Source organism: Pedobacter namyangjuensis (assembly GCF_003313325.1).
Lineage (GTDB): Bacteria > Bacteroidota > Bacteroidia > Sphingobacteriales > Sphingobacteriaceae > Pedobacter > Pedobacter namyangjuensis.
Genome location: NZ_QMHQ01000002.1, coordinates 207,415 through 222,300, shown reverse-complemented (window position 1 = coordinate 222,300; position 14,886 = coordinate 207,415). Strand labels below are relative to the sequence as shown.

The following is a 14,886-nucleotide window of genomic DNA, read 5'->3' as shown; positions in this document are numbered from 1 at the left end:
AAAGTTAATTGAATTTACTTGGTTGTATAACTGGTTAATTTAATAAATACATCCAAAAAAGCATAGCATAAAACCAAACTATGCTATACTCTTGCAGCATGTAGCTTTTTAAAATATTTTGAATGGAATTGTGCGTGTGCTGACCTTATATTTTACCTTTTCCATTTTACCTTTAAAAGCATATCTTTGCACAAAGATGAAGAACATACGTAATTTCTGCATAATTGCACATATCGACCACGGTAAAAGTACTTTAGCCGATAGGTTATTAGAATATACAGCCACAATTTCTCAGCGTGAGGCACAAGCACAATTGCTTGATAATATGGATTTGGAACGTGAGCGTGGAATAACGATTAAAAGTCATGCTATACAGATGAACTTTAAAGTTGAAGATGTAGAGTATGTTTTTAACTTAATCGACACTCCGGGTCACGTAGATTTTTCTTACGAAGTTTCTCGTTCTATTGCTGCGTGTGAAGGCGCATTGCTAATTGTAGATGCTTCGCAAGGTATACAAGCCCAAACAATTTCTAACTTGTACTTGGCTCTAGAGCATGATTTAGAAATTATACCTATTTTAAATAAAATGGATTTGCCAGGCGCAATGCCAGAGGAAGTTAAAGACCAAATTATTGATTTAATTGGGTGTAAACGCGATGAAATTATTCCCGCTTCCGGCAAAACAGGCATGGGCATTCCAGAAATCCTACAAGCTATTGTAGATAGGGTTCCTGCACCGGTTGGCGACCCCGAAGCACCTTTGCAAGCCTTAATTTTCGATAGTGTTTTTAACTCGTTCAGAGGAATTATTGCTTATTATAAAGTAGTTAATGGCGAAATTAAAAAAGGCGACAAGGTAAAATTCATCAATACTGGCAAGGAATACTTAGCAGATGAGGTTGGTATTTTGAAATTAGATATGTCGCCACGAAGTTCTGTTAAAACGGGAGATGTTGGTTATATCATTTCTGGAATTAAAGAAGCTCGTGAAGTAAAAGTTGGTGATACGATTACCACTACCGCAAGACCATCATTAGATGCAATTCAAGGATTTGAAGAAGTAAAACCAATGGTATTTGCAGGTATATATCCTGTTGATACTGATGAGTTTGAAGAACTTAGAGAAGCCATGCACAAGTTGCAATTGAATGATGCTTCCATCGTTTTCGAACCAGAAAGTTCTGCTGCCTTAGGTTTTGGTTTCCGTTGCGGATTCTTAGGAATGTTGCACATGGAGATCATTCAAGAGCGTTTGGAGCGTGAGTTCGATATGACGGTAATTACCACGGTTCCTAACGTATCCTATATTGCCCACACCACCAAAGGCGAAGAAATCTTTGTAAATAATCCGTCTGATTTGCCTGATCCAAGTAAATTAGATTCTGTTGAAGAACCGTTTATCAAAGCAAATATTATTACCAAGGCAGATTTCGTTGGACCAGTAATGTCACTTTGTATCCAAAAAAGAGGAACAATTGTAAACCAATCCTACTTAACGTCTGATAGAGTTGAGTTAGTTTTCGAAATGCCGATGGGTGAAATTGTGTTCGATTTCTACGATAAATTGAAAACAATTTCAAAGGGCTATGCTTCGTTCGATTATCATCAAGTTGGTTACCGGAAATCTGATTTGGTACGTTTAGACATGTTGATAAACGATGAACCAGTAGATGCCTTGTCTTCATTAATTCACCGTAGTAATGCTTATGATTTTGGTAAAAAAATCTGCGAAAAGTTGAGAGAATTAATTCCTCGTCAGCAATTTGAGATTAAAATACAAGCTTCTATCGGGGCTAAGGTTATAGCCCGCGAAACATTGAGTGCCTTACGTAAAGATGTTACTGCTAAATGTTACGGTGGAGATATTTCTCGTAAACGTAAATTACTTGAAAAACAGAAAAAAGGTAAAAAACGTATGCGACAGGTTGGAAACGTAGAGATTCCGCAAACTGCATTTATGGCGGTTTTAAAATTAGATTAAAACAATTATTAGAATATAGTAGGTGGTATTTCCAACACCACTCACCTATCTAAATACTGATTACTAACTACTAGATACTTATAATGCAACTACTCGACGGCAAATTCGCATCAGAAAAAATAAAAAATGAAATAGCTACAGAAGCAGCGTCTTTTTTAGCACAAAGTGGACGTAAGCCTCATTTAGTAGCTATTTTGGTTGGTAATGATGGTGGTAGCGAAACTTACGTAGCCAGCAAGATGAAAAACTGCGAAAAAGTTGGATTTAAATCGTCGTTGTTTAGATATGATAATACAGTTACTGAAGCAGAGCTTTTAGCCAAGATCGAAGAAATTAATGCAGATGCTGATGTTGATGGATTGATCGTTCAGTTGCCTTTACCAAAGCATATCGACCCCGAGAAAGTAACAGAGAAAATCGATTATCGTAAAGATGTTGATGGTTTTCACCCTGTGAATTTAGGTAGAATGATGCGCAATTTACCTTGTTTCATTCCAGCAACGCCTTATGGTATTTTGTTGATGCTACAAGCTTATAATATTGATACAACCGGAAAACACTGTGTAGTTGTAGGCAGAAGTAATATAGTAGGCAGCCCAATGAGTATTTTAATGGCTCGCAACGCTAATCCGGGTAATTGTACGGTTTCGCTTACGCATAGTAAAACTAAAAACTTAAAAGAAATGGTTTTGCAAGGCGATATAGTTGTAGCCGCAATTGGCAGAAAGAACTTTGTTACCGCTGATATGATTAAGCCAGGTGCAATTATTATAGATGTGGGTATAAATAGAGAAACATCAACAGAAACTAAATCTGGTTTTAAACTTTACGGTGATGTAGATTTTGAAAATGTTGCTCCAAAATCATCTTGGATTACCCCTGTGCCGGGCGGTGTAGGTTTAATGACAATTGTGGGTCTGTTAAAAAACACGCTAGCATCTGCCAAAGGCGAAATATATTCTTAAGGCCGAATACCGATAGACAACTATTTAATTGGGGCTATTATCCGTTTCGATGATTGCCCCTTCAAGTTAAGAAAACAATTTTCTTATCCAGCTTTGCTTTAGCCCTACGTAAAGTCCGTCTTCCTTTATTTCCGTTGGATAGATATCGATATAATCGCCTTGTCCTTTTGCGCCCCGGCCTGTACTTAGGCTGTATTCATACCGGTGTATAGGGCAAACAATATTTCCATTTTTGCACCAACCACCACTCAAAACTCCTCCGGCATGCGGACAACTATGTTGGGTTGCGTAATAGTTTCCATCGTTTTTAACTAAACATATTTTCTTACCGTCAACTTTCAAAGTCTCTATAAAATCTTCCCGTTCCAATTCTTGTTTTGACAAAACCTTTACCCAAATCATCTTTTGTGCTGTGTTGAATGTGTATATTTGCGCTCTAATTTACAAAATGGCACACAATATACCAGAAGACGGCACACTGCTTCCATTAATGGAAGAATTTTACACCATACAAGGCGAAGGATTTAATACCGGGAAAGCGGCTTATTTTATTCGCTTAGGTGGTTGTGATGTTGGTTGTCATTGGTGTGATGTTAAAGAAAGTTGGGATGCAGAATTACATCCACTTACAAATACAGATGATATTGTTGCTAAAGCAGCCACCTTTCCGGGAAAAGCTGTGGTTGTTACCGGTGGAGAGCCACTTATTTACAATCTTGATTATCTTACTAAAAAGCTTCAAGAAAAAAATATTTTAACCTTTATAGAAACTTCTGGCGCTTACCCCCTTTCTGGCTCTTGGGATTGGATTTGTTTATCTCCTAAAAAATTTAAAGCACCTAGGCCAGATATTACCGCCTTTGCGAACGAGTTAAAAGTGATAGTTTTTAATAAAAGCGATTTTGAGTGGGCAGAGAAATACGCAGAAACAGTTTCGCCAAACTGTAAATTGTACCTACAACCAGAGTGGTCTAAAGCCAGCACAATGACGCCATTGATTGTAGAATATGTAATGGCAAACCCTAAATGGGAAATTTCATTGCAAACGCACAAATTCCTTAACATCCCGTAAATAATCTATTTTTTAGTTAAATTAGCCATCAACCTAAATAATGGATTGATGAATAAGTTTATTGTTTCGTTTTTATTAATCTTTGTGGCATTAAACGCAGAAGCGCAAGTTTCGACGGTTAAAAAAGCACAAGATAATTTCGAAGATGCCCAACAATACCTAAGGCAAAACATTTACGACGAAGCTATTAAATATCTAGATGCGGCGGTAAAAGCAGATCCAAAATTCCAGTTTGCATACATTCAGCTTGGCGATATTTATCGAAGGATGAAGTCGCATCCTAAAGCAAAAGAAAATTACCGTAAGGCTGTGAGCAGTGCCGCTACCATAGATGCAAGGATTTATTATGTATTAGGCGAAAGCGAATTACTTACTGGCGACTATACGGAAGCAAAAGTTAACTTTCTTAACTTTCAAAAAAACTATGCTGGATCTGATACCGATCTTATTTCGAAAACAAAAAAATATATTCTTGATTGCGACTTTGCGGTAGAAGCTATAAAAAAGCCAACCAAATTTGAACCCATAAATATGGGATTTTATGTAAACAGCGAAAACAGAGATTATTTTCCCGCAATAACTGCCGATGGGCAAACCATAATTTTCACTAGGGTTGTTGATGGTAATGAAGATTTTTTTATTTCTAGCAAACAAAACAACGAGTGGCAAAAAGCGACATCATTGAGCAAGGTAATTAATACTGTTAACTATAACGAAGGTGCGCAGTCTATATCTCCTGATGGTAAATACCTTTTTTTTACAGGCTGTAACCGACCTGATGGCCTAGGCAGATGTGATATTTACGTAAGTCATAAAGACGGAAATGATTGGGGAAAACCGAAAAATTTAGGCAACATTATCAACTCCGAACATTGGGAATCTCAACCTTCTATTAGCCCAGACGGGGGAACCTTATATTTCGTTAGCAACCGACCAGGCGGTATTGGTGGTTATGACATCTGGAAAAGCATGCTTACTGAAGATGGAATATGGACAGATCCGGTAAATTTAGGTCCGCAGATAAATACGCCATTTGATGAGAACACACCTTTTATGCATGCTGATGGTAAAACTTTATATTTTTCTTCTAACGGATGGCCAGGTTTTGGCGATAAGGACATCTTCTACAGCCGATTAAAAGATGATAGTACTTTTTCAACTCCTTTTAATATGGGTTATCCCATAAATACGTTTAATGAAGAAATCGGCTTAATAGTAACTGCAGATGGAACCGAAGGATTATTTTCTTCTAATTTAGGTGGTGGGTTTGGCGATTTGGACATTTATCGTTTTAAAATGCCTGATGTAGCTAAACCAAAAGCTATAACTTATGTTAAAGGCTTTGTTAGGGATAAAGAAAGTAAAGATTTGCTGGAAGCAACTGTTCTAATCATCGATTTAAAAAATAACCATGCTGTTTTTAACGACTACACATCTGCCAAAACTGGAGATTTTTTAGCGGTAATGCCTCTCGGCTCAGACTATTCTTTTAATGTAGATGCTGAGGGATATTTGTTTAACTCGCAACGTTTTGAATTAAAAGAAGCCAGCGCATCTGAACCTTATGAGGTAGAAATACTTTTAGAGAAGATAAAAACGGGGAATAAAGTTACTATGCAAAATATTTTCTTCGACACCAATAAATTCGATTTATTGCCCCCATCGGTTATAGAGCTGAATTTTTTAATTGATTTATTAAACACAAATACTGGTGTAGAAATAGAAATCGAAGGGCATACAGATAATGTAGGCGATGAAAAGTTAAATCAAAAATTATCAGAAAATAGAGCAAAGGCTGTGTTAGATTTTTTGGTTAAAAACGGCATTGATAAACGCCGATTGACTTTTAAAGGTTACGGAGAGTCAAATCCTAAATCAGATAATTCTAACGAGCAAGGCAGAAAAGAAAATAGACGAACTGAATTTAAAATTACAAAAACATAATATGGCTCAAAATTATAATAACCATGTAAGGTTTAATCCGTTATTTCACTTTGTTGCAATACCGTTAGCTGTAATTGGCATTGGTTTATCGGTTTATTGTTTATTTAAGGGTAATTTCGGCCTAACTAATTTTTTGTTAGTTCTTGCCTTTATACTTATTACATCAGCATTAATATTTGCAAGGATGAATGCCATTAAAGCGCAAGACCGAGCAGCAAGAGCCGATGAAAGATTACGTTACTACATACTAGCTGGAAAAATGCTGCCAAGTAATCTTATTATGGGACAAATTTTAGCGTTACGTTTTGCAGGAGATGATGAGTTTGTGCTACTAGTCGATAGAACCTTGAAGGAAAATCTTTCTCCAAAAGATATAAAGTTAGCGGTTAAAAACTGGCGTGGCGATTACCACAGGATTTAGGCCCTAATCTTTTTTCCCTTCAAAACTCTAATTTCCGATCCTTCGGCAAGCATAACAGAATTTGGTTTTCTTTGGTTTAGGAATCCAAAATCATTACCATAGTTTTCAGCAAAATCTACTTCTATCAGGTAATCGTTAATTGGATAAACTTCCCATCTAGGATGCTCTACCCCATATTCTGAAGTAACATTTGCCTCAATTTTTGTATAACCCCAATAATGCTCAGTAATAAATTCTGCTTCGCTATCAATTGCAATAGATTCTGCATTTGGTTGAGCCATTACTTTGAATCTATTCCATTTTTTGCTTTTCCAACTATATTCAACAGAAAGTGTATCATCGCTCTGCTCCCATTTATGGCTCATTTTTAAGGTCTGATAATTTTCTTTGTAAATAGTGTTGGCCACAAATGTTATTGCTGGTTTTGGTACAATTTCCTTAACAAAAACAACCCCTCGCTTCCATTCGCCGAATTCATTATATTTTACATAAAATCTTAGGTTAACTTCTTCAAAGTTTCCATGAAATGGAATTCCAAAACCACGCAACTTGGTATTTATAAACATAAAGCCTACCAAGCTAACGTAATATTTTCCTTGCCAATCGTCTAGCTCTGTGAAAGGTGGCAAATACTTAACCAACACCTCCTTATCAACTTCGTAATTTGCTAACGCAAGCTTTCGCCATTCGGCTGATAAAAAGATATTATTGCCTATCATTTGTCCAACCTTTAATTTCCAAGCTCAGACATGAATTTAATCCTCATCAATTGGATTTCTTCCCTAGTGTAATCGGTTTCGCCCAAATCTTTCAATGCCACATCAATAGAATCATTATCTGCTGCCCTGAAATAATCGAAAACCTCATCTTGCCTATCCTCATCAATTACTTCATCAACAAAATATGATAAGTTTAACTTCGTACCAGAGTTTACGATGGCTTCAACCTCCTTTAGAATATCAAAATACGTTATTCCTTTAGAACGGGCAATGTCTTCCAAACCTATTTGTCTATCAATATTCTGGATAATCGAAACTTTTAGAGCCGATTTATTTGCTTGGGTTTTTATCACCAAATCAATCGGACGCTCAATATCATTATCCTCCACATATTTTTTGATTAATTCGATAAAGGGATTACCAAATTTAATTGCCTTCCCATGTCCAACTCCAGATATCTGTTTTAATTCATCTATAGCAATCGGATAATGCGTACACATTTCTTCTAAAGATGGATCTTGAAAAACGACAAACGGAGGTACATTTTTTTGCTTAGCTATTTTCTTACGTAAGTCTTTAAGCAAACCCAACAATTGGGTATCTAAAGCACCAGTACCTTGTTTTACGTCTTCGTCGTCATCCTCAGCAGTATTTTCAATTAGCTCATTTAGAATAAATTTCAAGCTATATGGATTTTCAATAAAATCTCTTCCACCTTTGGTAAGTTTTAAAATCCCATAGCTATCTACATCTTTAGCCACAAAATTATTTAAAACAGCTTGTCGAATTAACGATTTCCACAATATTTCGCCGTCAGCCTTGCCGAAACCAAATTCTGGAAGTTTATTTTGCTCATAGGCAATGGTTTGAGCAGTTTCGCTGCCCATAAATACATTTAATAAATGGCTGTCGTCAAAACGCTCTCCGGTAGATTGAACAAATTTTAAAAAAGTTAGCAAATGCTCTTCGGCTTCAAATTGTTGCTTCGCTTTTTTACAATTATCGCACATGCCGTTACAGCCGGTCTCATTAAAATTCTCGCCGAAGTAATGTAAAATCTGCTTTCTTCGGCAAACACCAGATTCGGCGTAATCTATTACTTCCTTTAAAATCTGAGTTCCTATTTCTCGTTCAGAAACAGGCTTGTCTTTCATAAACTTAGCCAGCTTGTCTACATCTTTTTGCGCATAAAAAGCTACGCAAACGCCTTCTCCACCATCTCTTCCTGCCCTGCCCGTTTCCTGGTAGTAGCCCTCCATGCTTTTCGGTATATCGTGGTGTATTACAAACCTCACGTCTGGTTTGTCTATCCCCATTCCAAAAGCAATCGTTGCTACAATTACTTCTGCATCCTCCATCAGAAACTTATCTTGCGTTTCGGCCCTAACTTTTGGTTCTAAACCAGCATGATATGGTAATGCCTTGATGCCGTTTAAATTTAAGCTCTCGGCAACCTCTTCTACCTTTTTGCGACTTAAGCAGTATATAATTCCAGATTTACCGGTATTATATTTAATGTACCTGATAATCTCTTTTATTACATCCTTTTTTGGGCGTATTTCATAAAATAGATTTGGTCTGTTAAATGACGATTTGAACAATGTCGCATCTGTCATTTGCAGGTTTTTTATAATGTCTTGTTGTACCTTGGGCGTTGCTGTAGCGGTTAATGCAATAACAGGAATATTATCTCCCAAACCGGCAATCACTTGTCTGATTTTACGGTATTCTGGTCTAAAATCATGCCCCCATTCCGAAATACAATGGGCCTCATCAACAGCAACAAATGATATTTTTAACAGACGCAAAAAATCTACATTTTCTTGTTTGGCTAAAGACTCTGGTGCAACATATAAAAGCTTGGTACTACCATTTAACAAATCCGTTTTTACCTGTGTAATTTCGGTTTTGTTTAAAGACGAATTTAGAAAGTGTGCTATACTGTCGCTTCCACCAAAAGCCCTAAGTTGGTCTACTTGGTTTTTCATTAGCGCAATTAAAGGCGATATTACAATCGCTGTTCCTTCGCTCATTAAGGCCGGCAATTGATAACAAATAGATTTGCCACCACCGGTTGGCATAATTACAAACGTGTTTTTTCCCTCTAAAATATTGGTAATGATGGGCTCTTGGTCTCCCTTAAAATTATCAAAACCGAAAAAAGTTTGTAGGTTGTCAAACAACGACTTTTTAACGTCCATTTTTTGTCTCAGATATTGTGTGTTATTATTGTTCAAAATAACATAATTTTGAGTTAATTAAAGTATTAATATACTAAAAAATTCTGTTTAAAAAGTAAAAATCCGATACATCTACCCAGTTTATTTTAAATAGACAATATTGTGCTACCAAGTAGCATCATCCACTATAATCGCTAAAATTTACCTGCACGAATTGTATTCAACGAAAAACATGTTTAAACTTCTTGTTGCACTTATAAAGTAACTTAACAATCTACTATTTTATTATAAAATTAAAAAATTAGTATCGTAGGCTAAAGAAACAAAAAACTGTTTATCGTTAAAATTGTTAAGCTAATTGCATTATCAACTTGGTAGCAACAATAAAATCTTATTGGCATTACAACTAATAAGAATGATACATTTGAATGACCATTTGTTTAAGATGATAATTGAAATAAAACTATATTTGTTTACATGAATAAGAATAATTACGCTTTAATAATGGCCGGTGGTGTCGGAAGCCGCTTCTGGCCAGTAAGTAGAACAGAGTTTCCTAAACAATTTATAGATTTTTTTGGTGTCGGAAAAACACTTATTCAAAGTACATACGATAGATTCCTTCAAATTTGTCCGCCAGAAAATATTTTTATTGTAACAAACGATATTTACGTTGATTTGGTTAAGGAACAAATTCCAAGCATTGGTGCAAACCAGATTTTAGCTGAACCAATTATGCGTAATACTGCACCTTGTATTGCATACGGATCTATGAAAATTGCCGAGCTAAATCCAGATGCCGTAATTATTGTAGCTCCATCAGATCATACCATAGCAAACCAGCAAGGTTTTATAGATGCGTTAAATCATTCTATCCAGGCTGCCGCACATAATAATGTACTTATAACACTTGGTATTAAGCCGAACAGACCAGATACCGGCTACGGCTACATCCAATATGTAGACGAAGTGTTACCATCAGACGAATTAATTCACAAGGTTAAAACATTTACCGAAAAACCAAACTTAGAATTGGCGCAAACCTTTGTTAAAAGCGGCGATTTTCTTTGGAATGCAGGCATTTTCATTTGGTCGGCAAAAGCGATAAACCAAGCCTTTGAGAAACATTTGCCAGATATGCATGAGATTTTTGTGCAAGGAAATGCTTTTTACAATACAGAAAATGAAGTTAAGTTTATAGCCAACGCATACTTGCAATGCACCAATATCTCCATCGATTTTGCTATCATGGAAAAAGCTACGAACGTTTATGTCTTGCCAGCAGATTTCGGGTGGTCTGATTTAGGTACTTGGGCATCCATATATGAAATGGCCGAAAAGGATTACGTTGGTAACGCTGTTATTCCATCAGATCAGGTAATGATGTTCGATTCTTCTAATTGCATGGTAAATGTACCGAGCAACAAACTGGTAATTTTGCAGAGTCTACACAATTATATCGTAGTAGAATCAAATAACACGCTATTAATTTGCCCACGTTCCGAAGAACAAAACGTTAAAAACATAGTTGCTGATGTAAAATCGAAATTCGGCGGAAAATTTATTTAATATATTCAGAAAAACAGTGTTGGTGGCACTTGGCAAAATGAGTCCCGCCAATACTTCAATCCCCGAAAAAACCCGTGAAAAAAGTAAGCAAATCTTTAAAACTATAGTCCACGCTTCAATCGGGCATTTACGCGTATGTTGGGTTTAATTTTTAACGCTCAGTAAATAAAACCCCGATTAAATGCACCGCCTATCATCATTAGCCCGGATTGAAACGGCATCGCCCGATTTTTCATCGGGCATATAGTGTAAAGCCGGAGGACACTTTAATAATTAAACTAAAACTGCGCTTCAAATAAAAGTGCTATTGTCTTTGTCTAATAGCCTCGTATAAAATTACACCTGCAGCAACAGACACATTTAACGATTCAATTTTTCCGGCCATTGGTATCTTAGCCAAATGGTTTGCTACACGTAATAATTCGTTAGAAATGCCTTCATCTTCAGAGCCCATTACAATTGCAGTTGGCAACGTGTAATCTGGAGTATAAATTAAATCGTTTGTTTTTTCTGTGCATGCTACAATCTGCAATCCGCTTTCTTGTAGAAACAAACAAGTTTTATGTAAATTATTATGTCGGCAAATTGGAATATTAAACAAGGCCCCTGCCGAAGTTTTAATAGCATCGGCATTAATTTGGGCTGCATTTTTTAACGGTACAACTATGGCATGAACGCCAGCACAAGCGGCAGTACGAGCAATAGCCCCCATGTTTCTAACGTCGGTAACGCTATCTAAAACTAAAATAAAGGGTGTTTCGCCACTTTCGAAAACTGCAGGTATTATGTCTTCTATATTCTGATAAGTAATTGGAGATATAACTGCTATAACGCCTTGATGATTTTTTTGAGACATGCGGTTAAGTTTCTCAACCGGCACTACACTTAAGGGAATTAATGTGCCGTGCAAAAGCGACTTAAGCTCGGTAAACAAATCACCCGAAAGTCCGCGTTGCAGGTAAATCGTTTCAATATCTCTTCCAGCTTTAATAGCTTCAATTACAGCTCTAATACCAAAAACAAACTCATTGTTTTCTTTTACGCGTTGCGGTCTCCTAAAATTATCCATACTTTTTATTGTGGCACAAAAGTAAACTAAATATTTTTATTGTAATTGCACAAAAGCTTATTAACATTTTAATGTTTACAAAAGACTATAAGTTGTTAAAACAACAGCAAAAATGCAACTTGTTAATTAACAGCTTGTTTAAAAGAAAATGAAAATAGACCCTTTCTTTTGCATAATTTTGGGGTTATGAATAACGATAACGAACAACAGGGACAGGGAAAATTTACTACCTCGGCAAGAAAGAGCAGATTATCAAGTTCTTTTAACTCGATGGGCAAAATTCCACCTCAGGCAACAGATTTAGAGGAAGCGGTTTTAGGTGCATTAATGTTGGAGAAAGATGCTTTGTCTACCGTTATTGATATTTTAAAACCAGAAGTTTTTTACAACGAGGCGCACAAGAAAATTTTTGAAGCTATACAACAGTTATTTCAAAAATCTAAACCGGTTGATATTTTAACCGTAACTTCTGAAATGCGTACCAATGGCACTTTAGAAATTATTGGTGGCGCTTATTATATTACAAATTTAACTAACCGTGTTGTTTCTGCAGCCAATATCGAGTATCATGCTCGTATTATTTCTCAAAAATATATACAGCGAGAACTAATCAGAATTTCTACAGAAATTATAACTAACGCCTACGAAGATACTACAGACATTTTCGATTTGCTCGATCATGCAGAGAAAAACCTGTTTGATATTGCGCAAAACAACTTACGTAGAGATACGCAGAAAATGGATGAGATTGTTAAACAATCTTTAGCAACGTTAGAAGAGTTGAGAACAAAAACTGACGGCTTAACTGGTGTTCCGTCTGGCTTTACAGATTTAGATAGAATTACCGGTGGGTGGCAAAAATCTGATTTGGTTATTATTGCAGCCCGCCCTGCAATGGGTAAAACCGCCTTTGTACTAACTTGTGCAAGAAACGCAGCGGTTGACTTTAAAAAACCCGTAGTTGTTTTCTCGCTAGAGATGTCGTCGGTACAATTGGTTAATCGTTTAATTTCTGGTGAAACGGAAATTGAGCAGGAGAAAATTAGAAAAGGAAACCTGGCAGAATGGGAATGGCAACAATTGCATAGCAAAATTGGCACTTTAACCGAAGCTCCTCTTCTAATTGATGATACACCTGCTTTGAACATTTTTGAGTTTCGAGCTAAATGCCGTCGTTTAAAATCGCAGTACGATATACAGATGATTATTATCGATTACTTGCAGTTAATGCATGGTAAAGGTGAAGGTGGCGGTAACCGTGAGCAGGAAATTGGTAGTATCTCCAGAGCGCTAAAATCTGTAGCTAAAGAATTGGAGGTTCCTGTATTGGCACTGTCTCAATTAAGTAGAGCGGTGGAAAGCAGACCTGGTCAGAATGGTAAAAGGCCAATGCTATCAGATTTACGTGAATCTGGATCTATTGAGCAGGATGCGGATATGGTGCTTTTCTTATACCGACCAGAATATTATGGTATTACAGAAGATGAGAACGGACGTTCGAACGCTGGTGTTGGTGAGGTAATCATCGGAAAAAACCGTCATGGTGAAACAGGAATTGTTCCTTTACGCTTTATTGGTAAATACGTTAAGTTTGCTGATTTGGAAAGCGATTTTATGGGTCAAAATAGTTTCTCTGCAGAGAGTTCGATGGCGCCTTCGGCGAGTTTCGATAAGCCAGATGGAAATGTTATTATCAGACCATCTAAAATGGATGATTTTAATGATGATGAACCACCGTTTTAATTAGCCAATATTAAATAAAATAGCCTAAAAGTATGCCTGCCAAAATAATAAATGGCGGGCTTATTTTTGTAAAATTCAATATACAAAACGTACCTATTATTAAAAGTATTGGTAACGGTTGAAACCCTATCGGCTTTGCCAGCAATATAAACGCTGCAATTATAAAACCTACACTTACCGCATTAATTCCGGATAACGATTTTTTTATTCTGGTTATCTTCTTTAGATCATCCCAAAAAGGAACAATAAAAAGCACAAGAATTAGGCCGGGTAAGTTAATGCCAAGTACAGCTAACAAACCACCAAAAGACTGACCCAAAATCCCATAACCACCCTGTTTCATACTTAAGGCACCTAAATAACTCGTAAAAGAGAAAGTTGGGCCAGGTAAAACTTGTTGCAAAGCAAAGCCTGATATAAAATCTGATTGCAACAAATATTGTTTCATTTGTACAAATTCGGTAAACATTAAAGGAACCAAAACTTGTCCGCCTCCAAAAACAAACATTCCGTTTCGGTAAAAATTCTCAAAAAGTCTAATCGGTAAACTAAATGGCGATGTACGGTTAATGAGCGCTCCTAAAGCACCCATAAGTAAAAGAACGCCAATGAAATAACTTAATTTCCTTGGATTAATATTAGAAAATAAACGAACTCTAATATCCGTTTCTTCCTTAGGCGTACCAATCGCCGAAGAAACGATTCCTCCTATTAAAATAGATAAAGGAAATACGTAAGCATTTTTTAACACCAATGTGGCTACTACAGCACCAATAGCCAGTAGAATGGAAATCTCGTTTTTTAAAACCTTTTGCCCCAAATTATAAGCGCCATAAGCTACAATACCTAAAGCAATTGGGTGAATAAATTCGAATACATCGGTAAAACGCTGCTTTTGATCTAGTAGCGCATAGCTAATCGCCGCTAAGGTCATAATGGCTGCTGATGGAATTATCCAAATTAAAAACGTAACAATTGCAAGCTTTAAACCCCCAACTTTATAACCAATACCCACTAATGTTTGCGTGGAAGCCGGGCCAGGTAAAACTTGAGCTAAGGCGTTCAATTCCAACAAATCTTCTTCAGACACAAAACGCGTAGACTTTACGAAATAGCGAAGCAATAAAGATATGTGCGCTTGCGCACCACCAAAAGCAGTAAACGTAAAAAAGAATACATTTCTAATAAACAATAGTTGCCTGTTAGTCATTTTGGCGGTG

12 protein-coding genes are annotated in these 14,886 nt (G+C 36.5%); 7 read left to right on the top strand and 5 right to left on the bottom strand.

Features of this window, described 5'->3' with window-relative positions; genetic code table 11:
• The first annotated feature begins 196 nt into the window (after positions 1–196).
• Together lepA and DUT69_RS08155 are read left to right on the top strand one after the other, a co-directional pair.
• Positions 197–1,984, top strand: a complete 1,788-nt coding sequence (lepA, locus tag DUT69_RS08160) for a translation elongation factor 4 (RefSeq protein WP_113652744.1) — start codon at positions 197–199, stop codon at positions 1,982–1,984.
• A gap of 83 nt (positions 1,985–2,067) precedes the next feature.
• The gene (locus tag DUT69_RS08155; RefSeq protein ID WP_113652743.1) at positions 2,068–2,949 is read left to right on the top strand and encodes a bifunctional 5,10-methylenetetrahydrofolate dehydrogenase/5,10-methenyltetrahydrofolate cyclohydrolase; all 882 of its coding nucleotides are present in this window, start codon (positions 2,068–2,070) and stop codon (positions 2,947–2,949) included.
• Between the two features lie 66 nt (positions 2,950–3,015).
• Here DUT69_RS08155 and DUT69_RS08150 read toward each other — a convergent pair whose 3' ends face one another.
• The gene (locus DUT69_RS08150; protein WP_113652742.1) at positions 3,016–3,351 is read right to left on the bottom strand and encodes a Rieske (2Fe-2S) protein; all 336 of its coding nucleotides are present in this window, start codon (positions 3,349–3,351) and stop codon (positions 3,016–3,018) included.
• A gap of 46 nt (positions 3,352–3,397) precedes the next feature.
• On the opposite strand from DUT69_RS08150, the gene DUT69_RS08145 reads away from it, so the two are divergent.
• Genes DUT69_RS08145 through DUT69_RS08135 form a run of 3 tightly spaced genes read left to right on the top strand, consistent with a single transcriptional unit; the run spans position 3,398 to position 6,386 of the window.
• On the top strand, positions 3,398–4,021 hold the full coding sequence (locus DUT69_RS08145; RefSeq protein ID WP_113652741.1) for a 7-carboxy-7-deazaguanine synthase QueE: 624 nt from the start codon (positions 3,398–3,400) through the stop codon (positions 4,019–4,021).
• Between the two features lie 48 nt (positions 4,022–4,069).
• Complete coding sequence (locus DUT69_RS08140; protein WP_113652740.1) at positions 4,070–5,965, top strand: OmpA family protein; 1,896 nt, start codon at positions 4,070–4,072, stop codon at positions 5,963–5,965.
• Between the two features lies 1 nt (position 5,966).
• Entirely contained in the window at positions 5,967–6,386 is a 420-nt protein-coding gene (locus DUT69_RS08135) for a DUF6526 family protein (RefSeq protein ID WP_113652739.1), read from the top strand.
• On the opposite strand, the gene DUT69_RS08130 is transcribed toward DUT69_RS08135, so the two are convergent.
• Together DUT69_RS08130 and recQ are read right to left on the bottom strand one after the other, a co-directional pair.
• A complete protein-coding gene (locus tag DUT69_RS08130) occupies positions 6,383–7,105 on the bottom strand; it encodes a YqjF family protein (RefSeq protein WP_113652738.1) in 723 nt (240 codons plus the stop codon). The two genes, DUT69_RS08135 and DUT69_RS08130, sit on opposite strands and share 4 nt — an antisense overlap.
• Positions 7,106–7,116: 11 nt before the next feature.
• A complete protein-coding gene (recQ, locus tag DUT69_RS08125; RefSeq protein WP_113652737.1) occupies positions 7,117–9,306 on the bottom strand; it encodes a DNA helicase RecQ in 2,190 nt (729 codons plus the stop codon).
• A 456-nt stretch (positions 9,307–9,762) separates the two neighbouring features.
• Here recQ and DUT69_RS08120 point away from each other — a divergent pair, with 456 nt between their 5' ends.
• Entirely contained in the window at positions 9,763–10,854 is a 1,092-nt protein-coding gene (locus DUT69_RS08120; RefSeq protein WP_113652736.1) for a mannose-1-phosphate guanylyltransferase, read from the top strand.
• Positions 10,855–11,158: 304 nt separating this feature from the next.
• Here DUT69_RS08120 and rlmB read toward each other — a convergent pair whose 3' ends face one another.
• Entirely contained in the window at positions 11,159–11,923 is a 765-nt protein-coding gene (gene rlmB, locus DUT69_RS08115) for a 23S rRNA (guanosine(2251)-2'-O)-methyltransferase RlmB (protein WP_113652735.1), read from the bottom strand.
• Positions 11,924–12,109: 186 nt separating this feature from the next.
• Between rlmB and dnaB the strand changes: the two genes are divergently transcribed.
• Entirely contained in the window at positions 12,110–13,666 is a 1,557-nt protein-coding gene (dnaB, locus tag DUT69_RS08110) for a replicative DNA helicase (RefSeq protein ID WP_113652734.1), read from the top strand.
• Positions 13,667–13,676: 10 nt separating this feature from the next.
• Here the strand turns inward: dnaB and chrA are convergent, their stop codons facing one another.
• Positions 13,677–14,876: a chromate efflux transporter gene (gene chrA / locus DUT69_RS08105; protein ID WP_113652733.1), complete on the bottom strand. Its 1,200-nt coding sequence runs from the start codon at positions 14,874–14,876 to the stop codon at positions 13,677–13,679.
• Positions 14,877–14,886 lie beyond the last annotated feature (10 nt).

Coding starts and splice junctions, on each gene's coding strand:
- lepA (WP_113652744.1), top strand. CDS start 197: ATGAAGAACATACGTAATTTCTGCATAATTGCACATATCGACCACGGT.
- DUT69_RS08155 (WP_113652743.1), top strand. CDS start 2,068: ATGCAACTACTCGACGGCAAATTCGCATCAGAAAAAATAAAAAATGAA.
- DUT69_RS08150 (WP_113652742.1), bottom strand. CDS start 3,351: ATGATTTGGGTAAAGGTTTTGTCAAAACAAGAATTGGAACGGGAAGAT.
- DUT69_RS08145 (WP_113652741.1), top strand. CDS start 3,398: ATGGCACACAATATACCAGAAGACGGCACACTGCTTCCATTAATGGAA.
- DUT69_RS08140 (WP_113652740.1), top strand. CDS start 4,070: ATGAATAAGTTTATTGTTTCGTTTTTATTAATCTTTGTGGCATTAAAC.
- DUT69_RS08135 (WP_113652739.1), top strand. CDS start 5,967: ATGGCTCAAAATTATAATAACCATGTAAGGTTTAATCCGTTATTTCAC.
- DUT69_RS08130 (WP_113652738.1), bottom strand. CDS start 7,105: ATGATAGGCAATAATATCTTTTTATCAGCCGAATGGCGAAAGCTTGCG.
- recQ (WP_113652737.1), bottom strand. CDS start 9,306: ATGGACGTTAAAAAGTCGTTGTTTGACAACCTACAAACTTTTTTCGGT.
- DUT69_RS08120 (WP_113652736.1), top strand. CDS start 9,763: ATGAATAAGAATAATTACGCTTTAATAATGGCCGGTGGTGTCGGAAGC.
- rlmB (WP_113652735.1), bottom strand. CDS start 11,923: ATGGATAATTTTAGGAGACCGCAACGCGTAAAAGAAAACAATGAGTTT.
- dnaB (WP_113652734.1), top strand. CDS start 12,110: ATGAATAACGATAACGAACAACAGGGACAGGGAAAATTTACTACCTCG.
- chrA (WP_113652733.1), bottom strand. CDS start 14,876: ATGACTAACAGGCAACTATTGTTTATTAGAAATGTATTCTTTTTTACG.